The sequence below is a fragment of the Paenibacillus sp. sgz302114 genome, assembly GCF_056120345.1.
This window is the reverse complement of the sequence record NZ_JBVYOI010000003.1, coordinates 1-24,915: the sequence shown is the minus strand read 5'-3', so window position 1 is coordinate 24,915 and position 24,915 is coordinate 1. Positions and strand designations below refer to the sequence as shown.

The following is a 24,915-nucleotide window of genomic DNA, read 5'->3' as shown; positions in this document are numbered from 1 at the left end:
ACTCGCTGACGACCAATCATTAGGAGGTGCATAGAAATGGATATGAGCGATTATCTTTCAATGTTTATTGACGAGTCGAATGATCATTTGCAGTCATTAAACGAAAACCTACTCAAACTCGAGAGTGCACCAGAAGATATAAGCATCGTACAAATTATTTTCCGTTCAGCCCACACACTTAAAGGCATGTCCGCGACGATGGGCTTTGAAGATTTGGCATCGCTCACCCATGAGATGGAGAATGTGCTCGATCTCGTTCGTAACAACAAGCTCAAGATGGACAATTTTATCTTCGATACATTGTTCAAAGGGCTCGATGCACTGGAGTCGATGGTCCAAGACATTATCGGCGGAGGAACAGGTAAAGCCGATGTAACGGCAATTGTTTCGAATCTCCAAGTCATTGTTAGAGGCGACCACAAGAAGGATCAATCGGCAGGCGGTAACACAGGTGGCAGCGACACTGCTGCCGGCGGAGAGCTGCTGGATCAGTTCCAAAGCTCGATTTTGCTGCAATCCATTGCCGCTGGTCTTGCCGTTTACCACATTGTTGTAACGGTCCGAGAGGACTGTGTGCTGAAGGCTGCGCGCGCCTACATGGTGTTCGACTTCCTCGAGCATAACGGCGAGATTGTAAAGTCAGTTCCAAGCGTACAAGAGATCGAGCAAGAGAAGTTTGATCGTTCCTTCACCGTATTTACTATCGCGAGCATTTCCGAGGCTGAGCTTCGTAAAGGAATCGAATCTGTGTCTGAGATTGAAGGAGCAACGATTACGCAGCTCGACCGCGAGTCGCTCGAACAGCTCGCAGGCGCAGCTGCCGTGCAAGCAACTCCAACAGCATCGGCAAGCGTTACGGCAGCGCAATCAGAGGTTGGAACTGCAAGAGCGCAGACTGCAGCCGCAGCAGCACCAGCTGCAGCACCTGCCGCGCAAGCATCTGGTGGGGCAGCTTCCCGCACGATCCGCGTTGACATCGAACGTCTCGATGCGCTAATGAATCTGTTCAGCGAGCTTCTCATTGATCGCGTACGGCTTGAGCAGCTTGCAAGCGAAGTCCGCAGAAATGATCTGACGGAAACAGTAGAGCATATGAGCCGCGTCAGCAGCGACTTGCAGAATATCGTACTGAAGCTGCGCATGGTTCCGGTAGAATCGGTATTTAACCGATTCCCTCGGATGATCCGCGATTTGGCGAAGACGCTCAATAAGAAAGTGGATTTGATCATCTCAGGCGCAGATACAGAGCTCGATCGTACCGTTATTGATGAGATCGGCGATCCGCTCGTTCACTTGCTGCGCAACTCGCTTGACCACGGGATTGAACCGATTGCTGACCGGATTGCTGCTGGCAAATCCGAGACCGGAACCGTTCATCTGCGTGCATTCCACAGCGGCAATCACGTGTTCATCGAGGTGGAAGAGGATGGACGCGGTATCAACCGCGAGAAGGTGAAGCAGATCGCCATCAAGAATGGCGTCGTGAATGTAGATGAAGCGAAGCGCTTGACTGATGCTGAGAGTAACATGCTGATCTTTGCTGCGGGCTTCAGTACCGCTGATAAAATTTCTGATATTTCCGGCCGTGGCGTTGGGCTGGATGTCGTTAAGTCGAAAATCACTTCGCTTGGCGGTCACGTTACCGTTGAATCCGAGCAAGGCAAAGGCACGAAGTTCTCGATCCAGCTGCCGCTGACGCTCTCCATCATCTCTGCCATGCTCGTGAAGCTTGGTTCGGAGAAGTACGCGATTCCGTTATCCTCCATTGTGGAGACAGGCATCGTTCCGCGTGAGCAAATCCGCAAAATCCACGGCAATCGCATGATTGATTACCGCGGCTCAGTTATCCCGCTCATCTCGCTCGCGCAAGTGCTAGAATCGACGAGTTTCCGTGAGGAAGAGGAGCAGGAGACGGAGATCGTTGTGATCCGCAAGGGAGATAAGCTAGGAGCGATTACCGTAGACGAGTTTATCGGACAGAGCGAGATCGTGCTGAAGTCGCTCGGCAAGTACTTGACGAATATTGAAGCGATCTCTGGTGCGACCATCCTTGGCGACGGTCAGGTAGCATTAATTATAGATCCGAATGCACTTATTAAATAAGGAGGGTCCTGCTATGAGTGATGAAATCAAAGTTATCGTGTTTGGACTAGCAAATGAAGAATACGGCGTTGAGGTCGACAAGGTGCGTACGATTGAACGCATGATGCCGATTACCCGTGTACCGAAGACACATTCTTTTATCAAAGGAGTCATTAATCTCCGCGGCGTTGTTCTTCCAGTTATTGATTTGCGCGGCCGCTTCGGCCTGCCTGAGACGGAAGAAACAGAAAGCTCACGCGTTATCATTGTCGCTGTGAATGATCTGGAAGTTGGCTTTATCGTAGATGCCGCGAATGATGTTATCGATATCGACGAGAAGAGCATCGATACGCCGCCGGAAGTAGTTGGCGGAATCAAGGCTAAATACCTTCGCGGAGTAGCCAAAATCGGTGACAACCGGCTTTTGATCATGTTAAACCTTGCCGAGGTGCTAAATAAGAGCGAGATTATTCAGCTAGAACAGGTTGAGGCCTAAACAAGTGAATCCACTACATAAATTAGAAGCTTTCAAACTTGATGTCTTGAAGGAAGTCGGGAATATCGGCGCAGGCAATGCAGCGACCGCGCTCTCTCGGCTTCTGGACAAGCCAGTCGATATGAATGTGCCCACCGTCAGTTTAATTCCGTTCGAGCAAGTTGCCGATCGTGTTGGCGGATTCGAACAAGTCGTAATCGCAGTATTCCTTCGTGTTGAAGGCGATGCACCGGGGAATATGTTTTTCTTAATCGAAGAGAGCTCCGCGAGGAAATTGCTGCGTGGCCTGCTTTCGATGGAAACCTCAAGCGAAGACGGCTACTCTGAAATGGAATATTCCGCATTAGCTGAAATTGGTAACATACTAGCAGGATCTTATCTATCATCATTGGCCGATTTCACTCAATTGTATTTGTCTCCAACCGTCCCCGCCATTGCCATTGATATGGCAGGCGCCATCCTAAGCTATGGTCTCGTCCAATATGGCGAGATGGGGGATTCCGCGTTGCTGATCGATACTACGTTTCTGGAAGGAAGGGAAGAGCTGGCAGGACATTTCTTCTTGATCCCAGATCCGGAATCGTTTGAGAAGATTTTTAGCGCCTTAGGAGTGCCTAACGAATGATGCATGAAAATGTAGTGAAAGTAGGCATGGCTGACCTGAATATTGCGTCGAATGGCGCAATTCTCAAAACGACTGGACTCGGCTCTTGCGTCGGCTTAACGTTGTTTGATGAGCGTACGAAGGTAGCGGGAATGGTGCATGTCATGCTGCCATCCTCCGAGATTGCCAGAGAAGCCTCTATCAACATCGCGAAGTACGCCGATACTTCCATACCTCATCTCATCAACTTGATGAAACAGGCAGGAGCTGAACCTAGACGTTTCGTGGCGAAAATGGCCGGCGGTGCTCAAATGTTTGCATTCACCTCGAATCATGATTCTATGCGGATTGGACCACGTAATGTTGAATCTTGCAAGGAGATGCTGAAGAAATATTCAATTCCGCTTCTTGCAGAAGATACAGGCGCTAACTATGGCAGAACAGTTGAGTTCAATAGCATTACCGGCATGTTAATGATTCGGAGTGTTCAACAAGGAGTAAAGGAGATTTAACAACATGTTAGGGTCATGGCGCTGGAACGTTTCGCTGGGTATAGGCGGCAGTTTACTTACGTTACTTTTCTCGCTAGGCAGTAATGGACTTGCAATTTCAAGTCTTCGAAGCTTATACGCATTTTTCGCATTTTTTGTACTTGCCTATTTATTTCGCGCATTGCTCGCATTCATATTGCAACCGGGATCAACTGCCTCCGCGCCGATTAACGTCGAGCCGGAGCAGGATCCTTCTAAAGGACAGTCTGTTGATTATTCCACACCGGAATCAAGCGAAGATTTGAACCAATTATTAAAAAATCAATTAGACGGTAGCGTAGAGCAGGAGTCGGGTAAGAAGTCAGCATTTCAACCGCTAACCCCTCCAAAGCTTGTATCGACGCAGAATAGAGAGCCTGAAGAATTGGCAAAAGCAATACGTCACCTAACAGGAGAGTGAGACGATGATTGAGCCGAAAGCGCCTCATTTGTCTAACATCGAGATTTGGCAGAAGTGGAAAGAAGACGGAGACATTGAAGCAAAGAAACGGTTGATCGAGCATTATCTCACTTTGGTTGATTATGTGACCAACCGGATGGCCATCGGCTTACCTAAGAATGTCTCCAAGGACGATCTGGCCAGCAATGGTGTTATGGGACTCATCGATGCGATTGAAAAATTTGATTATAGACGCGGCCTTCAATTCGAAACGTACGCTTCATGGCGTATTCGCGGCGCGATCATAGACGGTCTCCGTTCAGGGGACTGGGTGCCTCGTTCCGTTCGCGAGAAAGCGAAGAAGATAGAAGAAGCGTATCAGCTGCTAGAGCAGCAATATATGCGTTCCGTTTCAGATGCGGAGATCAGCGAATATCTCGCGGTATCCGAGAAGGACTTCGGCGTCATGCTTCAGGAAATTGCAGTGACGACGGTATGCTCACTCGAGGATCCGATTCGGGAAGAAGAATCCGAGACGAGGCTGTCGCTGCTCGTTGATGAGAAAGCGAAGAATCCGGACTATAAGGTGCATGAGTTTTTCTTGAAAGAATCTCTCATTCGTGGCATTGACCGTTTAACAGAGAAAGAGAGAACGGTAATTTCACTCTTCTATTACGAAGAATTGTCATTAAGTGAAATTGCAGAAGTGATGTCGTTGTCACCTTCTCGAATCTCTCAATTACATTCGAAAGCTATTTTGAGATTAAGGGGGGCGCTGGAGAAACAAAAAGATCAATTGATGCAGCATTAATTGAAAGGGGGGGGCAGGATTGTCGACTATTGAAACACTACAACAACATCTTGTTGTTCAGCTATCTCCGGATAAGCTGACAGCAACACTTCAATTTAATATGGCGGACGAGCAGTTTTCTTGCACACTCTCGCAGCTGGAAGAGTTTTTGAAGAGTCATGGTGTAAATTTCGGTCTACAAAGAGATGTGCTGAATCGGCTCGTACAGCAGCCTAGCGCTTTTTTCTACAGTCAAACCGTCGTCGCACAAGGTCTGCCGCCTGTTAATGGACATGACGGATATATTCAATTCTCATACGACATGTCAGAAGGCGAGTACCGACCAGTTGAGCTCGAAGGCGGCAAAATTGACTTCAAGGAAGTCACTCAGCTGAAGAATGTGAAGCGCGGCCAACTGATTGCAGAGAAGATAGGGGCCACGCCTGGGACCGATGGCAAGTCGGTAACTGGCGACGCGATTACGGCGAGGAACGGCAAAGAAGCGTACTTCAAGATGGGCAAGAATGTCGTTCTCAATCCAGAGCAAACGGCGCTCTACTCCACAATTGACGGCTTGATTACGATGACGGACAAGAACAAAATTAATGTATTCCCGGTCTTCGAAGTGAACGGTGACGTCGATTACAAGATCGGCAATATTGATTTTGTCGGGACAGTTGTCGTCCGAGGGAATGTATTGACTGGCTTCCGTATTAAAGCATCTGGCGATATCCGCATCATTGGTGGCGTTGAAGGAGCAGTTCTTGAATCTGAAGGTTCGGTTGAAATTACCGGCGGCGTGCTGGCCAGCAACAAAGGCCATATCATTGCAGGTAAGAACGTAAAGAGCTCTTTCATCCAAGACGGCAATGTGACAGCTGCTGAAGACATCCTCGTCTCTCAAAGCATCATGCACTCGCATGTCAGGGCGGGCAAGAACGTCATTTGCAGTGGGGCAAAAGGTCTCGTCGTTGGCGGCGTTATCCAAGCTGGCGAGCGCGTCATTGCAAGAACAATCGGGAACACCATGTCGACGGCGACTATTATTGAAGTAGGCGTAAGGCCAGAGCTTCGCTCACAGCTGCTTGAGCTGCGCGCTCAAATCAAGCAAACGAATGAGAACCTGGACAAGACTGAGAAGGCGCTCACGCTGCTTGATCAGCTAGCAGCTACAGGTCAATTGTCGCCGGACAAGATGGCGCTTCGCGGCAAATTGGGCTCCACTAAGCGAGTTGCTATAGAGGAGATTACAAGTGCCAAGGAAGCGGTGCTAGAAATCGAGAAATCACTTGAAGATACGGAACGCGCCCGCGTTGACGCTGTAAACGTCATCTATGGCGGCACGAAGATTGTTATCGGCCGATATACGCGCTTCATTAAAGATGCGACAGAGCGTATAACATTCCGGTATTCTGAGGGCGACATCATTATGATTCCATACATCAAGTAAGCCTAACGCGTAATAAGCTTCCTATTTGAAGCAAGGGGCGATCAGAATGCCTTACAGGCCGATCGACTTACAGATGTCGATTCCTCGTACCCCTGATCAGGGGTCGCAGCAGAACCAGCTGAATCATCGTGTGCACGCGGATCAAGCCCGTCTTGAGAATGATACTTCCAAGCAGACGGAGCTTGCGCGTTCGCGCAATACTGCGGTGGAGCAGAGCAGCGAGCCGCAGATTAAGAACAATCGTCAGCGTGACCATCAGTCGCCATCTAAGCAAAAGAAGCAGAACCAGCAAGCAGAAGGCGCCGAAGGCTCGGATCAGGGTCCAGAGGAATCGCAGCATCCGTATAAAGGCAAACATATCGATATTTCGCTCTAAGCGGGTAGTCGAATTTGAGCAGGTGATAATTATGGAAGCATGGCAAACCATTATGCTTGTCGGCGGAGTTGTAGTCGTATGTGCGGCTGTTCTACCACGCAGGTCGAATGGAAATAAGCAAAGTGACCAGTCACAGACGGTCCGTAATATGGAAACAGCGCTTGAGCAGTTTATGGAGAATTTGGAAGCGGACAACAAAGAAATGATGCAGCTTGTGACCAAATCCAGCCAGGATACGCAGCATCAAGCGACTAAGCGTGATGAACGCATAGGGCAGCTGGAGAAGCGGTGCGCTGAGCTGGAGCTGTTGATCAGTGAGCAGTCCAAGCAGTTCGAAGCAGCAATTGTTCAAGCTCGAGATCAAGCTTCATGGGCAGCCGCTCAGTTGGCGCAAGCCAAAGTCGAGAGCACTGCAGCAGAAGAGGCAGCGATTGTGCAGCAAGAACCGATCGTTCAAACACCTTCAATACGCGAGCGTTACGCCGATTTGTTCGAATTGCATCAGCATGGTAAGTCTATTGATGCGATTGCGAAGAACCTTGGCTTAAATAAAGGAGAAGTGCAGCTTATTCTTCAGCTTTCCAAGCAGGAGGAGGCAGCGCGTCATGAATAAACGTACGTTTCTATTCGGACTCGGCGTCGGAATTGTTATTGGTGCAGCCTTGCTGCAGCTCATGCTCATCGGCGAGCAGCAGGTGAACAGTCCTGATCCGCTGAACCAGCAGGATGATCTTGGCAGCGATGCGAAGATGTATTCGCAAGCGGAGCTGGATAAAGCAGTGTCGGATGAGCGTCAACGGGTGGAGGCAGAAGCAAAGCAAACGGAAGCGAAGCCGGACAGTAAAACGACCGATGCCAAAGATACCGATGCCAAAGCTGATAAAGATGCTGAAGCGAAAGATGCTTCTGAAGGGAAGGACGATGTAGATAAGCAAACCAGCTCCAGCGAGACAAGCGGAGCTGCTGACAGTTCAAAAGCTCCTGAGCCGGAGCGCATCGTTCTTCGCATTCCTCCGAACACCAGCGTTGCCGATACGGCTGTTATTCTTGCTTCACACGGCGTCATAACTGATAAGAAAGCATTCATTGACCTGATGCGTACCAAAAAAATACGTGCAGGCTATTTTGCTTTTAAGGGCAAGCTTTCGCTTCACCAGGTTGGAACGTTATTGACGAGCAAACCGTTAGATCCGAATGCTGCCAAGCGCGAAATGGATGCTGCCGCAGGAAAGAATTAAGCCTTCTAGAACTTGGCTCTGAAAATCTGTCAATCACAGTTGCATGCGTGCATATAGATGTGATATAGTAATTGACGGTGTTAAAAACACACGCCGATTAATTTTGTCATTGGTGCTCTGGCCCGGCCTGAGTGATGACGAAAGATGATATTGGCGGAGGTAACCACTAAAAACCATTTAACAGGAGGTGTGTAAGAGATGGCGGTAATTTCCATGAAACAGCTTCTAGAAGCTGGGGTACACTTCGGTCACCAAACTCGTCGTTGGAACCCTAAGATGGATCGTTATATCTTCACAGAACGTAACGGGATTTACATCATTGACTTGCAGAAAACAGTTAAGAAGGTCGAAGAAGCTTATAACTTCGTACGTTCGATCGGCGAAGAAGGCGGCACTATTCTCTTCGTAGGTACAAAGAAACAAGCACAAGATTCGGTGAAAGAAGAAGCAGAACGTTGCGGCAACTTCTACATCAATCAACGTTGGCTCGGCGGCACGCTGACTAACTTCTCAACGATTCAAAAACGTATCGACCGTCTTAAAACGCTTGAGAAATGGGAAGAGGACGGCACTTTCGAAGTTCTTCCTAAGAAAGAAGTTATCATTCTCCGTAAAGAGAAAGATCGTCTTCAAAAATTCCTCGGCGGTATCAAAGGCATGAGAGGTTTGCCAAGCGCATTGTTCATCATCGACCCACGCAAAGAGCGTATCGCGGTTGCTGAAGCACGCAAACTTGGTATCCCAATTGTTGGTATCGTAGATACGAACTGTGATCCGGACGAAATCGACTACGTTATCCCAGGTAACGACGATGCAATCCGTGCAGTTAAATTGCTTACTGCGAAGATGGCTGATGCAATTGTTGAATCGCGTCAAGGCGAAGTAACAACTGCTTAATAGCTTACGGCGATAGAAAACGAAAGGGTGGTCAGACGGTGCATAACCTCTCACCGCCCTTTTTTCGAATACTTAACCTTTAAACAATTCAGGAGGATTCCACAATGGCGGTTAGTGCTAGTGCAGTAAAAGAATTGCGTGAAAGAACAGGCGCAGGTATGCTTGATTGTAAAAAAGCGCTTGATGAAACAAACGGTGATATCGCGAAAGCAATCGACTTGCTTCGCGAAAAAGGTCTTTCCGCAGCAGCAAACAAAGCGGGTCGTGTAGCTACTGAAGGTACAGTAGAATCTTACATCCACGCTGGCGGTCGTATCGGCGTATTGGTTGAAATCAACTGCGAAACTGACTTCGTAGGTAAAACAGAACAATTCCGTGATTTCGCTCGCGATATCGCAATGCAAATCGCAGCTGCAAACCCTAAGTTTGTAAGCCGAGAAGAAGTTTCTTCAGAAGAGCTGGATAAAGAGCGTGAAATCTTGAAAGCTCAAGCGCTGAACGAAGGCAAACCAGAGAAAATCGTTGAGAAAATGGTTGAAGGCCGTATCAGCAAATACTACGAAGAATACTGCTTGCTTGAGCAGCCGTTCATCAAAGATCCAGACAAAACAATCCATACGTTGCTGAAAGAGAAAATCAGCACAATTGGAGAAAATATCTCTATCCGTCGTTTCGCTCGTTTCGAGCTTGGTGAAGGTCTTGAGAAAAAAGAAGACAACTTCGTACAAGAAGTTATGTCGCAAGCTAAATTGTAATCCGAACGCACAAGCGGGGCGGGGCGTTCGCCCCGCCTATTTCCTATAAAAAGACTGTTTTAACAAGTATGCGGCCTTGAAACAAGGTCCAAGATGGAGGTAAACCACGTTGCAAAGTCCCGTGTACAAACGTGTAGTATTGAAAGTTAGTGGTGAATCGCTTTCCGGTAACAATGGTTTTGGTATCGACTCCGCAATGATTTCGTCGATCGCGGAGCAAGTTAAAGAAGTTGTGGAAATGAACGTTGAAGTTGCAATCGTATGCGGTGGCGGCAACATCTGGCGCGGTATTGCAGGCTCTGAAAAAGGGATTGACCGTGCAACTGCAGACTACATGGGCATGTTAGCTACGGTAATGAATTCCTTGGCGCTGCAAGATGCTTTAGAGCAAATCGAAGTGCCAACTCGTGTACAAACATCAATCGCAATGCAACAAATCGCGGAGCCTTACATACGCCGCCGGGCAATCCGTCATCTAGAGAAAGGCCGTGTCGTTATCTTCGCTGCTGGCACAGGTAACCCGTTCTTCTCAACAGATACAACTGCGGCGCTTCGTGCAGCTGAGATCGAAGCAGAAGTAATTCTAATGGCGAAAAATAAAGTGGATGGCGTATATTCTGCGGATCCATTTAAAGATGCGTCAGCTGAGAAATATGAAACGCTGACTTATATGGAAGTGCTTAACCGTAACCTTGGTGTTATGGATTCGACGGCGTCGTCACTCTGTATGGACAACAACATTCCGCTTGTTGTGTTTAACATTACGGAGAAGGGCAACATTAAACGCGTCGTTCTCGGTGAGAAAATCGGAACTATTGTGATGAAGGAGAGTGTGGGCTAGTGCCACAGTCAATCAAAAAGAGCGCTGAAGAGCGCATGGACAAAGCAATTAGCGCATTGAAGCGCGATCTCACTACACTCCGTGCAGGCCGTGCTACTCCGGCGGTGCTGGATCGTGTTCAAGTTGAATATTACGGGGCAATGACGCCCATTAACCAATTAGCGAATATTAACACGCCGGATTCCCGGACCATTCTCATTCAGCCTTGGGATAAAACTTCACTCGCTGCGATAGAGAAGGCGATTATGAAATCAGACCTTGGCTTGACGCCATCGAATGATGGTTCTACAATTCGTCTTGTCATTCCGATGCTGACTGAAGAGCGCCGTGCTGAGCTCGTAAAGTTAACGAAGAAGTTCGGTGAAGAAGCGAAAGTTGCAATTCGCAACATTCGTCGTGACGCGAATGATGATATTAAGAAACTGGAGAAAAGCGATATCTCCGAAGATGAGTCGCGTCGTCATCAGGATGACATTCAGAAGACGACAGATAAATTCATCGTTGAAGTTGAACGCGTACTATCCGCTAAAGAGAAAGACATTATGGAAGTTTAATGCATTGAAACCGGCCCCTCCGACAGGTGGGGTCTGCCTGCATAAATCGACATTAGCGGCGGGAGGACGAACATGTGTTACAGCGAGTGAAAGCTTTATTCGGCAAGCCTTCTGTGCCACAGTCGCAGATACCTGAGTCGGATAACATCCCGCAGCATATCGCAATCATCATGGACGGCAACGGTAGATGGGCAAAGAGCCGCGGGTTGCCGCGGATGGCCGGTCATCATTCAGGTATGAAGACGGTCAAACGGATTACGATGGCTGCTAATCGGCTTGGCGTGAAATATTTGACGCTTTACGCGTTCTCGACTGAGAATTGGAAGCGGCCGAAAGCAGAAGTGGAGTTTCTGATGAAGCTGCCGCAAGAGTTTCTATCCATCGAGCTGAAGGACCTAATGGAGAACAACGTGCAGGTGCGGATGATGGGATATAGAGGCGATTTGCCTTCGCATACATTGCAAGCTGTGGAAGAGGCTATTGAACGTACAGCTGGAAATACTGGACTTGTACTCAATTTTGCCCTTAATTACGGCAGTCGCAAAGAAATGATTGAAGCGGTACGGGGCATTAGCCAAGCAGTTGCAGATGGCAAGCTAGATGCTAGCGAAATTAATGAATCGCACATGGAAGCTCATTTGCTCACCGCAGGTTTACCTGATCCCGATCTGCTTATTCGTACAAGTGGCGAGCTTCGACTCAGTAACTTTATGCTATGGCAGTTAGCTTATAGCGAAATGTGGTTTACAGATGTCTATTGGCCTGAGTTTTCAGAAGCGCATTTTCACGAAGCCATTCGAGAATATCAGATGCGTGCTCGCCGATACGGCGGGGTATAACCCTTAGTCTTAACTGGAGAGTGTCTTCTAAAGTGAAACAACGGATTATTACAGGCTTAATTGGCGGTGCAGCATTTATTGCGCTTACCATAATTGGCGGATGGTTCTATTTTGCGCTTCTCCTCTTGCTTGCAATTATCGGTTTTATGGAATACAGGCGAATGAACGGAGTATCTGCAGTCCATCCGTTATCACTAATCGGGTTGGCAGGAACACTCTTGCTTTTCATTCCTTGGGATGAATTTGGACTCGATAATCCTGCAGCGATACATACGATATGGCTATTGTTATTTTTATTGTTAACAGTGACGGTTCTGACGAAGAACGTGATTACGATTGACGGCGCAGCTTTGATGCTGCTTGGTGCGATCTATGTCGGGTATGGATTCCATGCGATGTTTGAGGTGCGAAATGCAGATCACCATGGTCTCTTTACGACATGTATGGCTTTCGGTGCGATCTGGGCTTCTGATATCGGTGCCTATTTCACAGGACGAGCATTCGGCAAACGTAAGCTGTGGCCATCCATCAGTCCGAACAAAACGATTGAAGGCTCAATAGGCGGCGTTGTCCTTTCGCTGGCAATCGCGGTCATATTTGCGTTGGCTTACCCAGACATCATTACGGTGGGACGCGCACTGCTAATCGGACTTATTGCCGCAGTTGCAGGTCAACTAGGCGATTTGATTCAATCCGCTTACAAAAGGGTACGCGGGATCAAAGATACCGGTTCGATTCTACCAGGACATGGCGGTGTGCTTGATCGTTGTGACAGCTGGCTCGTCGTATTTCCGCTGCTTGTCATGACAGGATTGCTGCCACTATAGATGCGCGCTTAACAAGCTGTTTTTGCTCCGTGCAAGAACATCAGGAGGCTTGAAGGTTGAAAAAAATTACAATTCTTGGCTCCACAGGGTCGATCGGTACACAAACCTTAGATATTTTAAGCCGGGAGCCCGAACGTTATCAGGTTGAAGCGATTTCGGCAGGCAGCAATCTCGAGCTCGTGATTGAACAAGCCAAGCAGTTCAAACCAAAAACGGTTTGTTTAGCCACAAAGGCGCTCGCGGAAGAAGCCAAGCTCCATCTGCCGCCAGGGACCAATGTGCTTTATGGCAATGAGGGGCTAATCGAGACTGCAGCAGCAACAGATGCCGATACGGTCGTTACGGCCATTGTTGGCAGCAGAGGCTTGGAGGCTACTTTAGCGGCTATTGATGCAGGCAAGCATATTGGACTCGCTAACAAAGAAACACTTGTGACCGCAGGCCATCTTGTCATGCGAAGGGCAGCTGAGCGAGGCGTATCCATCCTGCCAATCGACAGTGAGCACTCTGCGATCTTCCAATGCTTGAACGGGGAAAGACGTGCGGATGTGAAGCGTATAACGCTGACCGCTTCGGGTGGTTCATTCCGTGATCGAAGTCGTGAAGAGCTGCAAGGGGTTACTGTCGCAGAAGCGTTGAATCATCCGAACTGGTCGATGGGTGCGAAGATTACGATTGACTCTGCTACGATGGTGAACAAAGGGCTCGAAGTTATTGAGGCGCATTGGCTGTTTGACCTGTCTTATGATCAAATTGATGTTCTCATCCATCCTGAGAGCATTATTCACTCTTATGTGGAATTCGTCGATCACAGCATTATTGCGCAGCTTGGTATGCCAGATATGCGTGTTCCGATCCAATATGCGCTGACTTATCCAGAGCGCAGACCGACGCCGACAGAGTCGCTTAATCTGGCGAAGCTGTCCGCGCTGCATTTCCGTGAGATGGATTTCGAGCGTTACCCTTGTCTAAGATTCGCTTATGAGAGCGGAAGAGCCGGACAATCGGTGCCGACGGTATTCAATGCGGCGAACGAAACAGCAGTTGCTCGCTTCCTCGAAGGCTCGATTACATTCTTAGAAATTGAAACAGTCATTGCTAAAGTGCTTGAGCAGCATCAAGCAACCGATGTACCGGACGTACAGTCGATTGCCGCTGTTGATGGTTGGGCACGTGCAGTTGCTGCAAACATCTGAGCCCTTGGGGTTCTCTTGAATCGTACGGGAGAATAATGATAATCTAAGTACAGGCCGTTACGAACAGGAGGCTCGAATAACGATGCATATGATACAAGTCGTCTTTTTGACGGTAATGGTCTTCTTCGTCATTGTGACCATCCACGAATGGGGTCACTTTTATTTTGCGAAGCGTGCCGGGATATTGGTTAGAGAGTTTGCAATCGGATTTGGTCCGAAGCTGTTTTCCATCAAGCGCGGCGAGACGCGCTATACGCTTAGACTTGTTCCTGCAGGCGGATTTGTACGTATGGCAGGGGAAGACCCGGAGCTTGTTGAGGTTCAACCGGGTCAAACAGTAGCCGTAAGATTGAAGGATAATGTCGTAACGCGCATTTACCTTGATCGTCTTGATGATCGCAGCAATGTGGTTCGCGGTGAAGTCGAGAAGATTGATATCGAACGCACAATGAAGCTTGACCTTTCGGCAGATGGCGTAACGGAATCGTATCGTGTACATCCACAAGCGCTTATGATAACGAAGGGGAAAGAGACACAAGTTGCGCCACTGGATCGTCAGTTCGGCAGCAAGACAGTCGGACAGCGTGCCTTGGCGATCGTTGCCGGTCCTGTAATGAATTTCATTCTCGCGTTCGTACTGTTCGGCGTCTACTTCCAGATGGCTGGCGTACCAATGGAGAATCCGGATCGGTTGCTCATTGGCGACGTTGTACAAGGGATGCCTGCCTCTAAGTCGGATATTCAAGTCGGCGATGTCATTGATTCGGTTAACGGCGTCAAGATTGGCGGCGATTCCGCGAAGATGATTGAAATGATTGGCAAGTCCGTCGACGTGCCATTGACGTTCAACGTCATTCGCGACGGCAAGCTGCATTCCTTCAAGATTACGCCAAAGCTTGATAAAGCTTCTGGTGTAGGGAAACTGGGTATATCAGCAGCTGCGCCATCCCGTTCCGTCACATTCACCGAAACATTCACCTTCGCAGGCAAAGCGATGAAGAATATGACGATCATGATTTTTGACGGCTTCAAGAAGCTTGTGCTCGGTGATTTCAAGATGGAAGACCTTGGCGGTCCCGTTCGGACTGCGCAGGTGACGAGCCAAATTGCGGAACAAGGCTTAACGCAGCTGGTCTCATGGGTAGCTGTACTAAGTTTGTACTTGGGTATATTCAATTTGCTGCCGGTTCCGGCGCTGGATGGGAGCAGGCTCGTCTTCCTCGGCATTGAGGCTGTTCGCGGTCGTCCGATTGATCCGAACCGGGAGAGCATGGTGCATTTCATCGGCTTCGCTATGCTGATGCTGCTCATGCTGGCGGTTACTTATAATGATATTTTGCGATTGGTAAGAGGGGAGCACTGAGTCGGTCATGTCGAAAGAGAAGCAGTTCGTTTCAGCGGAAATCACGCCACAGAGCGAGGATTTCTCTCGCTGGTACATTGATGTTATTAAGAAAGCGGAACTGATGGATTATTCCCCGGTGCGCGGCTGTATCGTTTTTCGCCCCGAGGGGTTTGAGATTTGGGAGCATATGCGCGATGAGCTCGACCGTAAATTCAAAGAATCCGGTCACCGCAACGCGTACTTCCCAATGTTTATCCCGGAGAGCTTCTTCATGAAAGAGAAGGAGCACGTCGAAGGCTTTAATCCGGAGCTGCCATGGGTAACTGAGGCAGGCGGCGAAAAGCTGGAAGAGCGTCTGGCCATTCGTCCGACATCCGAGACGATTATCGGCCATATGTATTCAAAGTGGATTCAATCTTACCGCGATTTGCCTGTACTGATCAACCAGTGGGCAAACGTTGTACGTTGGGAGAAGCGTACATTGCCGTTCCTTCGCACAACGGAGTTCTTGTGGCAAGAGGGACATACGGCGCATGAATCGGAGTCCGAAGCACGCGAAGAGACGAATCAGATGCTTGAGACTTACCGTGATTTCTGTGAAAACTACTTGGCGATTCCTGTTATTATGGGACAGAAGACGCCTTCTGAACGTTTCGCGGGTGCAGTAGATACGTATTCGATTGAAGCGATGATGAAGGACGGTCGTGCGGTACAAGCCGGTACTTCCCATTATCTCGGTACGAAGTTTGCAGTCGCGTTCGATATCAAGTATTTGGACCGTGAGAACACGCTGCAATACTGTCACACGACCTCGTGGGGCGTATCGACTCGCCTGTTAGGCGCGTTGATTATGGTACATGGTGACGATCGCGGCCTTGTATTGCCTCCTAAGGTTGCGCCTACGCAGGTCATTATGATTCCGATCGGACCTCCGAAGACTCGTGAGCAAGTTATTGGTCGAGTGGACGAGCTGTTCGCTGAGCTGAAGAAAGCCGGCATCCGCGTCAAAGTGGATGATCGCAGCGACGTCAGCCCAGGCTGGAAGTTCAATGAGTACGAAATGCGCGGCGTGCCAATCCGCCTTGAGCTTGGACCTCGCGATATGGAGAATGGACAAGTCGTTCTCGTATCCCGGATTACAGGCGAGAAGCGTATCGTTCTTCAAAGCAATTTGAAGGAAGAAATTGATGGTATGCTGATTGAGATTCATAATGATATGCTTGAAAGAGCGAAGCAGTTCCGTGCCGATCATTCGTATTCGGTTGAGACGCTTGATGAGATGAAATCGCTGTTTGAAGACCAGCGCGGCTTTGCGCTTGCAGGCTGGTGCGGCTCGGATGCATGCGAGAGCCAGGTGAAGGAAGAAACAGGCGCAACTAGCCGTAACATTCCTTTTGAACCGGCAGAGCATAAATCGACTTGCTTGGTATGCGGAGAAAAAGCAGCTCATACGGTTGTGTTTGCTCGCGCGTACTAATGAAAAGTAAGAACAGACGGCCCTTTGGGCCGTTTCTTCTTGACACAAGTAAACGAGTAACGGAAGCTATAGCCATCAGAAGATGGCTAAAGTCGTTTACACTTGGGGGAGAAATGAATGAACCAAACCGGGGATAAGCGGCAGCGGTTCGAGCTGCTGTTGAAACAGGCAGAGTTGCCTCAACAAATGAAGGATGAGCATTTTGGAGACGCCTATATAGACAAAGTGATCGTAAGCCGGAGTAACCGGGAGTGGACGTTTTGCATTCGCAAAGCGTCTTTGGTTCCTTTACCGGCTTTTACTGTTTTTTGCCGCAGCATTCAAGCGAAGTTTACCCATATTGCGCAAATTTCGTTCCAGTTTCAGTTCGGCGAAGGTGTGCAGAAGGAAGAGATCGTCGAGGCTTACTGGGCGGCATTCGTAGAGTGGCTGCAGCATAGTAACCCTTCGGTTAACGGTTGGATCAGTAAGTCGAAAATGGACGTATCCGGCGACCTTATTACGATACATCTGATGGATGAGATGGGGCTTGAGCTTGCGCGGAAGAAGAAAATCGACGAGCTAGCGGTAGATTTTTATCAGCAACAGTTCTCTGTGACCTGCCGCGTGAAGATGGCCGTTGCAGAATCCAATCAAGAAGTTTACGAGCAGTTCAATCAGAAACGGGTACAAGAAGAGCGTGATGTGCTCGAAGCAATGATGACGGCAAGTGTGATTGAAGAGCCACCGCTTGATGAAGGCGATGTGCGTCTCGTCGTCGGCTATGATATCCGCGACGAAGCCGTTTCTATCATGAACATCGTAGAAGAAGAGAAGAAGGTAACAGTTCAGGGTACTGTCTTCGGCTTGGAAGAGAAAGAGCTGCGTAACGGCAGCACGCTGTTTACGTTCAACGTGAGCGACTTTACGGATTCTATTGCCATGAAAATGTTCGCCAAGACGAAAGAAGATGTAAAAGTCTTGAAGCAGCTAGCGAACGGCAAATGGATCAAAGCACGCGGACGCGTGGAATATGACCGATTCATGATGGAGCCTGAGCTTGTCATGATGCCTTCCGATCTGCATGAAGTCGTCGCGCCGAAAGAATTGAAGGATGATGCAGAAGAGAAACGCGTCGAGTTCCATCTGCATACTACGATGAGTACGATGGATGCCGTTACTTCGGTAGATACTTACATCAAGCAAGCTGCAAAATGGGGCCATAAGGCGATCGCGATTACGGATCATGGCAACGTCCAATGTTACCCTGAAGCGGCGAAAGCAGCGAAGAAGCACGGTGTTAAAGTGCTGTTCGGCCTCGAAGCCAACGTTGTCAACGATGCAATTCCGATGGTTATGAATCCACGTGAAGAAGCAATGCAAACGGCTGAATATGTCGTTTTCGACGTGGAGACCACCGGTCTATCTGTCGTTAACAACAAAATTATCGAGCTTGCCGGCGTGAAGATGCAGGAAGGCAAAGAAATCGGACGATTCTCGACTTTTATTAACCCACATGAAGATGTTCCGTACAATATCCAACAGCTCACGAATATTACCAATGAGATGGTTGCAGATGCGCCGGATCTTAGTGAGAAGATTGGCGAGTTTATTGATTTTATCGGTGATGCCATCCTCGTCGCGCATAATGCGCGATTTGATATGGGCTTCCTCCAGGCAGCGTGCAAGCTTCATGGTTTGCCAGAAGTGAAGAACCCGGTGCTCGATACGCTGGAGCTTGCCCGCTTCCTCCATCCTTCGATGAAGAATCACAGGCTGAATACGCTAGCGGATAAATATAAAATCAGTCTCGAAAACCATCACCGCGCCATAGATGACTCCATTGCGCTCGGCGGCGTTCTGTTCGGACTCATTAACGATTGTGCTGCCCGCAATATTACCGGTCTGCAAATGCTGAACGACTATGTAGGTCTCGATTTATCGAATATGCGCCCGTTCCACTGCTGCATCTATGCGCTTAACGGAACAGGCAAGAAGAACTTATTTAAACTTATTTCGATGTCGCATACGCAACATTTCAAACGGGTCGCAACGATTCCAAAGAGCAAGCTGACAGATTTGCGAGAAGGGCTGCTAATTATCTCGGGGTGCGAGAAAGGCGAATTCTTCGAGGCTGTTATGAACAAGTCGCTCGAGGAAGCTGAAGAAGTCGCACTGTATTACGATGTGCTTGAGATTCAGCCTGTCACATTCTATATGCATCTCGTGGAAAAAGGATTTGTAGCCAGCCGCGCTGAGATTGAACAGGCCATTCGCCGTGTCTGCGAGATTGGCGATAAGCTCGGTAAACCGGTCATCGCAACGGGCAATGTACACTATCTGCAGCAGCGGGACAAGCTGTTCCGGGACATTACCATTCACGGCATTACCGGGTTCAGTCCGCTCAAGGATATTCAGAAGCCGGATGCGCATTTCCGTACGACGAAAGAAATGCTAGAGGAATTTGCTTTCCTCGGTGAAGCGCGCGCTTATGAAGTCGTCATCAAAAACACATCCGAGCTTGCTGATCGCTTCGAGGAATACAGTATGTTCCCGCCGAAGCTGTTCGTTCCGATTCTTGAAGGCGCGGACGAAGAGATGCGCAATACGTGTTATGATACGGCGCGTCAGCTATACGGTGAACCGATCCCCGAGGTGGTAGTCGAGCGGCTGGAGCGGGAGCTTGTGCCGATTACGAAAGCAGGCTTCGCGGCCAACTATCTCATCTCGGCGCGACTTGTTAAAAAGTCGAACGCAGACGGCTACTTGGTAGGTTCCCGTGGTTCCGTAGGCTCATCCGTTGTAGCGACATTCCTCGGGATTTCCGAGGTTAACCCGCTTCCGGCGCACTATACTTGTTTGAATGAAGCTTGCAAATACAGTGAATTTTTCCTCGACGGCAGTTATCCGAGCGGATTTGATCTTCCGAATAAAATATGCCCGAATTGCGAGAAGCCGTTGAAGGGTGAAGGACAGGATATTCCGTTCGAGACGTTCCTAGGCTTCAAGGGGGATAAAGTTCCCGATATCGACCTTAACTTCTCTGGTGAATACCAGCCGATTGCGCATAACTTTACGAAGGAAATGTTCGGGCCAGAGAACGTTTTCCGTGCGGGTACGATTGGTACTGTTGCAGAGAAAACAGCCTATGGCTTTGCGAAGAAATACGAAGAGTCATATGGCAAAAAGTGGCGTGGAGCAGAACTCGCGCGTCTCGCGAACGGCTGTACGGGTGTTAAGCGAAGCACGGGTCAGCATCCGGGTGGTATTGTCGTTGTGCCGGATTACATCGAGGTAGAAGATGTCACACCTGTACAGTTCCCTGCGGATGATCAGAATGCCGAGTGGAAAACGACACATTTTGACTATCATGCCTTCGAGGATAATCTGCTTAAGCTCGATATTCTCGGACACGATGATCCGACGATGATGCGGATGCTCCAAGATCTCACCGGCGTTGATCCGACGACGATTCCGATGAATGATCCGAAGGTGATGAGCATGTTCAGCTCGACGGAAGCGCTTGGCGTTATGCCGGACCGGATCCGTTCTACGGTTGCGACATACGGCGTACCGGAGATGGGAACGAAATTCGTTCGCCAGATGCTCGATGAGACGAAGCCGCAGACGTTTGCAGATTTACTGCAAATTTCAGGCTTGTCTCACGGTACAGGCGTATGGCTCGGTAATGCTCAGGAGCTGATCAAGAACCGCACTTGCACGATCAAGACCGTTATCGGTTGCCGTGATGATATTATGCTTTTCTTAATTTATAAAGCAGGAATGGATGCGGGTCTCGCGTTCAAAATCACCGAGAGTGTACGTAAAGGTAAAGGTCTTACGCCGGAGTGGATTGAAGAGATGAAGCGATGCAAAGTACCGCAATGGTATATCGACTCCTGTCTGAAGATCGAGTACATGTTCCCGAAAGCGCATGCCGCGGCGTATGTTATCTCAGCTGTGCGCACCGCATACTTCAAGCTGTATTATCCGATTCATTATTACGCGACTTATTTCTCAATTCGTGCAGAGGACTTTGACCTTGAGCTTCTCTGCCAAGGCTACGAAGCAATCGGACGCCGACTAGGGGAAATTGAGGCAAAAGGCTTCACTGCAACGCCAAAGGAGAAGAACAGCGTCTCGCTTCTTGAAATGGCGCTCGAGATGACTGCTCGCGGCTTCACGTTTAAACCGGTCGATCTTTATCGTTCCGAAGCGACGCGATTTATCGTTGATGGAACATCGCTAATTCCGCCATTCGGCGCAATTAGCGGTATCGGCGAGAACGCGGCGAAGAACATCGCAGGTGCTCGAGATTTCGGCGAGTTCTTGTCGATCGAGGACTTCCAGCAGAAGTCGAAAGCTTCCAAGACGATCGTTGAGGTTCTGACTGGCATGGGCTGCTTCCGCGGCTTGCCGGAGTCGAACCAGTTGTCATTGTTCTAATTTGGATGGGAAACCCGGTGCTGAGAAGGCATCGGGTTTTTCTGTTGTAAAGCGTTGTGGGAGTTTCGCTGAAGAGGAGCGAGTGCGGCAGGGACGATGCGGGCTAGGTAGGGAGTTAGGTTTGCCGCAGGCAAACGAATCCCGCAGGGACGAATGGCTGTTGGATTCTATCTCTCGTTTTTACTTCGCGCTAACGAACTCAGGAGCACTTATTTTGTGAAAACTCGCTTCATAAATTGCGTTCATCCGGTTCATCCGCTGCTATAGAATTCCTTAGCGGGCATTTGAACGTACTCAGGCGAAGCCTACACAGCCGCTGCTGCGGAGGTGCTCCGGCAGCAGCGGCCCTTGTCCCGAAGCGAATGGCGGCGGCTGCTGCGCCAGTTGCTGTGGGCCAAAAGGGCAGGGGAGCGTAGTTCGAGGGAGCAGCCGGAGCGTTTACGTGCCGCCTTTGAACTCGGAATGCTACCGCTTGGCGGTCTATTCCAAGCATTCCGAGTTGGGCAGCGGCCGCAGGCGCACCCCCGAACGGAGCGGGCATCCTGCCCGACGTCCCGCGGCTAGCGATCATCCGCCGACGCCATTAGCGCCCCTTATTGTCACCACATCATGGTTATGGTATAATCTTTCTGGTAATGCTGATGATACGACCTTTTCGCAGAAGAGTGGGGAAACCCACTCTTTACGTTTTGTCTGCACCTTTTTCGCCATACAGAATGTATAATGACCGCATCTCGCATGAGGTTGATATTCAGCTGAACTAAATTGAACTGCCAGTAGCGCCGCCTCTTGCGTGGCGAATAGCTGCAGTGGGAGGTACATCGTTTTTGAGCACAGCTATGATCAAAACCGCAGTTGAGGAAATGGTAAATCCATTCCTCGATGAGAATGGATTTGAACTCGTTGACGTCGAGTATGTAAAGGAAGGCAGCAATTGGTTCCTTCGTGTCTACGTCGACAAACTAGAAGGCCACATCGACATCGATGAGTGCGGCCGCATTAGTGAATACTTAAGTGAGAAGCTTGATGAGAACGATCCGATTTCAGATGCTTACTTCCTGGAAGTATCCTCGCCAGGTGCGGAACGTCCGCTGAAGAAGCCGGAGGATGTCCACAAATCCGTGGGCAAGCATGTGTTTGTTACAACTTATGAGCCGATTGGCGGCTTGAAGGAGTTTGAAGGCACGTTGCTTTCTTTTGACGGCGAAGAGGTTGTTGTAGAAATCGGCAAGAAGAAACATACAATTGCTTACGCTAAAGTAGCAAGCGCCCGTTTAGCCATCATTTTCTAAGTTTCGAGAATGAAGGCATGAATATAACGTTAGGGAACCAGTTGAAAGGGGGAACTCATTTCCAATGAGCAGTGAATTTATTGAAGCATTGTCGGAAATCGAAAGAGAGAAAGGGATCAGCAAAGATATTTTGCTGGAAGCGATCGAAGCTGCCCTGATTTCGAGCTACAAACGCAATTTTAATACCGCCCAAAACGTACGTGTCGATATTAACCGTTTTACTGGTGTCATTAAAGTGTATGCTCGCAAAACAGTCGTGGAGGACGTTCTGGACCCGCGCCTTGAAATTTCCGTGGAAGCATCCCGAGAAATTAACCCGCATTACCAGCTTGATGATATTGCAGAAATCGAAGTAACACCTCGTGACTTTGGACGGATTGCCGCACAAACGGCGAAGCAAGTCGTTACACAGCGTATTCGTGAAGCGGAGCGCGGCCTGATCTACAATGCATTCATCGACAAAGAAGAAGACATTGTGAACGGAATTGTTCAGCGTCAGGACGTACGCAATCTGTTTATCGACCTCGGTAAAGTAGAAGCGGTATTGCCGCTCACTGAACTGATGCCGACAGACAAATTCAAGCATGGCGATCGTGTGAAATCGTTCATTACGAAGGTAGAGAATACGACGAAGGGACCGCAAATTTTCCTTTCACGTACTCACCCAGGTTTACTAAAGCGTCTTTTTGAGCTTGAAGTGCCGGAAATTTATGACGGTGTCGTAGAAATTCGTTCCGTTGCACGCGAAGCGGGCTTCCGTTCGAAGATTGCTGTACATTCACGTAACCCAGAAGTAGATCCAGTAGGATCCTGCGTAGGTCAAAAAGGGATGCGTGTACAAACGATCGTAACGGAGCTGAAGGGCGAGAAGATTGATATCGTTCGTTGGTCCGAGAGCGTCGAAGAATATGTTGCGAATGCACTGAGCCCTTCGAAAGTAATCGAGGTAATCGTGTATGAGCAAGAGAAGATGGCGCGTGTAATCGTGCCAGACTATCAATTGTCGCTTGCGATTGGTATCAAAGGCCAGAACGCTCGTCTTGCTGCGAAGCTGACAGGCTGGAAAATTGATATTAAGAGTGAAACACAGGCTGAGCAAGAGTTTGGACGCCCTAAATCGCAAGTGGGCACGATGCACCAGGATTCCATCTCCATCGACTAATTTTTGTATAGCCGTGTTCAGGGGGGATGTATGGTGAGACCTAGAAAAATACCACTGCGCAAATGTGTAGCTTGCCAGCAGATGATGCCAAAGAAGGAATTGATTCGTGTCGTTCGGACTCCGGATGAAGCGGTATTGATCGACCTGACCGGCAAAAAAGCTGGGCGCGGCGCGTATCTGTGCGGTAAAGTGTCTTGCTTCAAGCTTGCTAAGAAGAGCAGATCGCTGGATCGGGCACTGAAACAGTCCGTCGGCATCGAAATCTACGATCAATTGGAACAGGATTTTGTTGCTGTCGAGGATACGTTTAACGCGAACAAGGATGCGATGGATGACGATGACGAAGAAGCATAAAGCACTCTCCTTACTCGGTATGGCGATGCGAGCAGGCAAGCTCGTGACCGGGGACGAAACCGTACTGAAGGCGGTTAAGCAAGGAAAAGCAAAAATCGTCATAGTTGCCGCAGATGCGTCAGATAATACGAAGAAGAAGTTTCGGGACAAATGTGCCACCTACAATGTCAAGCTTATTGAAGCATTTGACCGGATTACGATCGGGGAAGCGATTGGCAAGTCGGAGCGAGTGCTGCTCGGCGTAACCGATGCAGGCTTCTCAAAGAGCATCTTACAGAGCTTAACTGAACCTTCGGAGGTGGAGTATATTGACTAAACAACCTGAGAGCAAAGACAATAAAGATAAAACGCGTGTCTATGAATACGCCAAGTCGCTCAACATGAGCAGTAAAGAAATTATTACCATTCTCAAACGTCTCAATCTTCCGGTTAATAATCATATGAGCGTTATGGAGAATGAAATGGTCTCGAAAGTGGAAGGATTCTTCCGAGACATTAAAGCGAATGCTGCAGCGAAACGCGCGCAGGAGAACGCGACGGTATCCGCAGCGGCAGGAGCTTCCAATAATAATCGTCCTTCACAGCAAGGACAACCAGAGCGTAAACCGCAGCAATCAAATACGAATGCAGCGCAGCAATCTGGTCATGCTAACAAAAATACACAAGAAATGCAGGGGAATATGAACACAACAAATACACCACCATCAGCAGCGAATAACGCTGCTCAACCGGCTTCGAGCCCATCATCTGCTACAGAGTCAGCTTCAAATTCAGCTTCTACAACAAACACGCAGCCTTCGACGGATGCATCCAATCATTCTACTACTCAACAACGTCCGCAAGGCCAAGGTCAAGGCGCTCGTCCGCAAGGTCAAGGTGGTCAACGTCAAGGCGGCTACCAAGGCAATCGTCCACAAGGTCAAGGCGGCGGCTACCAAGGCAACCGTCCACAAGGACAAAGCGGTCAAGGCAGCAGCGGCTACCA

26 protein-coding genes are annotated in these 24,915 nt (G+C 49.1%); all 26 read left to right on the top strand.

Annotated elements, in window-relative coordinates; all coding sequences use genetic code 11:
* Positions 1–36: 36 nt before the first annotated feature.
* Positions 37–2,103, top strand: a complete 2,067-nt coding sequence (locus tag AC0LWF_RS09170; protein WP_474651256.1) for a chemotaxis protein CheW — start codon at positions 37–39, stop codon at positions 2,101–2,103.
* 13 nt (positions 2,104–2,116) lie between these two features.
* Positions 2,117–2,578 carry a chemotaxis protein CheW gene (locus AC0LWF_RS09165; RefSeq protein ID WP_474651255.1) on the top strand — a complete coding sequence of 154 codons (462 nt, stop codon included), beginning with the start codon at positions 2,117–2,119 and terminating at the stop codon, positions 2,576–2,578.
* 4 nt (positions 2,579–2,582) lie between these two features.
* On the top strand, positions 2,583–3,203 hold the full coding sequence (locus AC0LWF_RS09160; protein WP_474651254.1) for a chemotaxis protein CheC: 621 nt from the start codon (positions 2,583–2,585) through the stop codon (positions 3,201–3,203).
* A complete protein-coding gene (locus AC0LWF_RS09155; protein WP_474651253.1) occupies positions 3,200–3,694 on the top strand; it encodes a chemotaxis protein CheD in 495 nt (164 codons plus the stop codon). The genes AC0LWF_RS09160 and AC0LWF_RS09155 overlap by 4 nt, the downstream gene beginning before the upstream one ends.
* Positions 3,695–3,698: 4 nt before the next feature.
* Entirely contained in the window at positions 3,699–4,133 is a 435-nt protein-coding gene (locus tag AC0LWF_RS09150) for a hypothetical protein (protein WP_474651252.1), read from the top strand.
* A 4-nt stretch (positions 4,134–4,137) separates the two neighbouring features.
* Positions 4,138–4,923 carry a FliA/WhiG family RNA polymerase sigma factor gene (locus AC0LWF_RS09145; protein ID WP_474651251.1) on the top strand — a complete coding sequence of 262 codons (786 nt, stop codon included), beginning with the start codon at positions 4,138–4,140 and terminating at the stop codon, positions 4,921–4,923.
* Between the two features lie 19 nt (positions 4,924–4,942).
* Positions 4,943–6,352, top strand: a complete 1,410-nt coding sequence (locus AC0LWF_RS09140; RefSeq protein ID WP_474651250.1) for a flagellar assembly protein A — start codon at positions 4,943–4,945, stop codon at positions 6,350–6,352.
* A gap of 46 nt (positions 6,353–6,398) precedes the next feature.
* Complete coding sequence (locus AC0LWF_RS09135) at positions 6,399–6,728, top strand: hypothetical protein (RefSeq protein ID WP_474651249.1); 330 nt, start codon at positions 6,399–6,401, stop codon at positions 6,726–6,728.
* Between the two features lie 31 nt (positions 6,729–6,759).
* Positions 6,760–7,341, top strand: a complete 582-nt coding sequence (locus AC0LWF_RS09130) for a DUF6115 domain-containing protein (protein WP_474651248.1) — start codon at positions 6,760–6,762, stop codon at positions 7,339–7,341.
* Positions 7,334–7,966 carry a hypothetical protein gene (locus AC0LWF_RS09125; protein ID WP_474651247.1) on the top strand — a complete coding sequence of 211 codons (633 nt, stop codon included), beginning with the start codon at positions 7,334–7,336 and terminating at the stop codon, positions 7,964–7,966. The genes AC0LWF_RS09130 and AC0LWF_RS09125 overlap by 8 nt, the downstream gene beginning before the upstream one ends.
* A gap of 198 nt (positions 7,967–8,164) precedes the next feature.
* Positions 8,165–8,863, top strand: a complete 699-nt coding sequence (rpsB, locus tag AC0LWF_RS09120; RefSeq protein ID WP_474651246.1) for a 30S ribosomal protein S2 — start codon at positions 8,165–8,167, stop codon at positions 8,861–8,863.
* A 104-nt stretch (positions 8,864–8,967) separates the two neighbouring features.
* Complete coding sequence (tsf, locus tag AC0LWF_RS09115; RefSeq protein ID WP_474651245.1) at positions 8,968–9,618, top strand: translation elongation factor Ts; 651 nt, start codon at positions 8,968–8,970, stop codon at positions 9,616–9,618.
* Positions 9,619–9,727: 109 nt separating this feature from the next.
* A complete protein-coding gene (gene pyrH, locus AC0LWF_RS09110) occupies positions 9,728–10,459 on the top strand; it encodes a UMP kinase (protein ID WP_090574172.1) in 732 nt (243 codons plus the stop codon).
* Complete coding sequence (frr, locus tag AC0LWF_RS09105) at positions 10,459–11,013, top strand: ribosome recycling factor (RefSeq protein ID WP_474651244.1); 555 nt, start codon at positions 10,459–10,461, stop codon at positions 11,011–11,013. The genes pyrH and frr overlap by 1 nt, the downstream gene beginning before the upstream one ends.
* Before the next feature lie 74 nt (positions 11,014–11,087).
* A complete protein-coding gene (gene uppS, locus AC0LWF_RS09100; RefSeq protein WP_474651243.1) occupies positions 11,088–11,852 on the top strand; it encodes an undecaprenyl pyrophosphate synthase in 765 nt (254 codons plus the stop codon).
* A 32-nt stretch (positions 11,853–11,884) separates the two neighbouring features.
* Positions 11,885–12,679, top strand: a complete 795-nt coding sequence (locus tag AC0LWF_RS09095; RefSeq protein WP_474651242.1) for a phosphatidate cytidylyltransferase — start codon at positions 11,885–11,887, stop codon at positions 12,677–12,679.
* Between the two features lie 56 nt (positions 12,680–12,735).
* The gene (locus tag AC0LWF_RS09090; RefSeq protein WP_474651241.1) at positions 12,736–13,875 is read left to right on the top strand and encodes a 1-deoxy-D-xylulose-5-phosphate reductoisomerase; all 1,140 of its coding nucleotides are present in this window, start codon (positions 12,736–12,738) and stop codon (positions 13,873–13,875) included.
* Positions 13,876–13,957: 82 nt separating this feature from the next.
* The gene (gene rseP / locus AC0LWF_RS09085; protein WP_474651240.1) at positions 13,958–15,238 is read left to right on the top strand and encodes an RIP metalloprotease RseP; all 1,281 of its coding nucleotides are present in this window, start codon (positions 13,958–13,960) and stop codon (positions 15,236–15,238) included.
* A gap of 7 nt (positions 15,239–15,245) precedes the next feature.
* Entirely contained in the window at positions 15,246–16,697 is a 1,452-nt protein-coding gene (proS, locus tag AC0LWF_RS09080; protein WP_474651239.1) for a proline--tRNA ligase, read from the top strand.
* A gap of 117 nt (positions 16,698–16,814) precedes the next feature.
* The gene (locus AC0LWF_RS09075; protein WP_474651238.1) at positions 16,815–21,122 is read left to right on the top strand and encodes a PolC-type DNA polymerase III; all 4,308 of its coding nucleotides are present in this window, start codon (positions 16,815–16,817) and stop codon (positions 21,120–21,122) included.
* 348 nt (positions 21,123–21,470) lie between these two features.
* Positions 21,471–21,686: a hypothetical protein gene (locus tag AC0LWF_RS09070; protein WP_474651237.1), complete on the top strand. Its 216-nt coding sequence runs from the start codon at positions 21,471–21,473 to the stop codon at positions 21,684–21,686.
* A gap of 263 nt (positions 21,687–21,949) precedes the next feature.
* Positions 21,950–22,414, top strand: coding sequence for a ribosome maturation factor RimP (rimP, locus tag AC0LWF_RS09065; protein ID WP_474651236.1), 465 nt, complete (start codon positions 21,950–21,952; stop codon positions 22,412–22,414).
* A gap of 64 nt (positions 22,415–22,478) precedes the next feature.
* Entirely contained in the window at positions 22,479–23,576 is a 1,098-nt protein-coding gene (gene nusA / locus AC0LWF_RS09060; RefSeq protein WP_474651235.1) for a transcription termination factor NusA, read from the top strand.
* Positions 23,577–23,609: 33 nt separating this feature from the next.
* Entirely contained in the window at positions 23,610–23,930 is a 321-nt protein-coding gene (gene rnpM / locus AC0LWF_RS09055) for an RNase P modulator RnpM (RefSeq protein ID WP_474651743.1), read from the top strand.
* Positions 23,914–24,246: a L7Ae/L30e/S12e/Gadd45 family ribosomal protein gene (locus AC0LWF_RS09050; protein WP_090574476.1), complete on the top strand. Its 333-nt coding sequence runs from the start codon at positions 23,914–23,916 to the stop codon at positions 24,244–24,246. Before rnpM ends, AC0LWF_RS09050 begins: the two co-directional genes overlap by 17 nt.
* Positions 24,239–24,915: translation initiation factor IF-2 N-terminal domain-containing protein (locus AC0LWF_RS09045; RefSeq protein ID WP_474651234.1), on the top strand; the 677-nt coding region annotated here is incomplete at its 3' end. The genes AC0LWF_RS09050 and AC0LWF_RS09045, both read left to right, overlap by 8 nt.

Excerpts from the sequence above, each read along its gene's own strand:
- AC0LWF_RS09170 (WP_474651256.1), top strand. The coding sequence starts at position 37 with ATGGATATGAGCGATTATCTTTCAATGTTTATTGACGAGTCGAATGAT.
- AC0LWF_RS09165 (WP_474651255.1), top strand. The coding sequence starts at position 2,117 with ATGAGTGATGAAATCAAAGTTATCGTGTTTGGACTAGCAAATGAAGAA.
- AC0LWF_RS09155 (WP_474651253.1), top strand. The coding sequence starts at position 3,200 with ATGATGCATGAAAATGTAGTGAAAGTAGGCATGGCTGACCTGAATATT.
- AC0LWF_RS09150 (WP_474651252.1), top strand. The coding sequence starts at position 3,699 with ATGTTAGGGTCATGGCGCTGGAACGTTTCGCTGGGTATAGGCGGCAGT.
- AC0LWF_RS09145 (WP_474651251.1), top strand. The coding sequence starts at position 4,138 with ATGATTGAGCCGAAAGCGCCTCATTTGTCTAACATCGAGATTTGGCAG.
- AC0LWF_RS09135 (WP_474651249.1), top strand. The coding sequence starts at position 6,399 with ATGCCTTACAGGCCGATCGACTTACAGATGTCGATTCCTCGTACCCCT.
- AC0LWF_RS09130 (WP_474651248.1), top strand. The coding sequence starts at position 6,760 with ATGGAAGCATGGCAAACCATTATGCTTGTCGGCGGAGTTGTAGTCGTA.
- AC0LWF_RS09125 (WP_474651247.1), top strand. The coding sequence starts at position 7,334 with ATGAATAAACGTACGTTTCTATTCGGACTCGGCGTCGGAATTGTTATT.
- rpsB (WP_474651246.1), top strand. The coding sequence starts at position 8,165 with ATGGCGGTAATTTCCATGAAACAGCTTCTAGAAGCTGGGGTACACTTC.
- tsf (WP_474651245.1), top strand. The coding sequence starts at position 8,968 with ATGGCGGTTAGTGCTAGTGCAGTAAAAGAATTGCGTGAAAGAACAGGC.
- rseP (WP_474651240.1), top strand. The coding sequence starts at position 13,958 with ATGCATATGATACAAGTCGTCTTTTTGACGGTAATGGTCTTCTTCGTC.
- proS (WP_474651239.1), top strand. The coding sequence starts at position 15,246 with ATGTCGAAAGAGAAGCAGTTCGTTTCAGCGGAAATCACGCCACAGAGC.
- AC0LWF_RS09075 (WP_474651238.1), top strand. The coding sequence starts at position 16,815 with ATGAACCAAACCGGGGATAAGCGGCAGCGGTTCGAGCTGCTGTTGAAA.
- nusA (WP_474651235.1), top strand. The coding sequence starts at position 22,479 with ATGAGCAGTGAATTTATTGAAGCATTGTCGGAAATCGAAAGAGAGAAA.
- AC0LWF_RS09050 (WP_090574476.1), top strand. The coding sequence starts at position 23,914 with ATGACGAAGAAGCATAAAGCACTCTCCTTACTCGGTATGGCGATGCGA.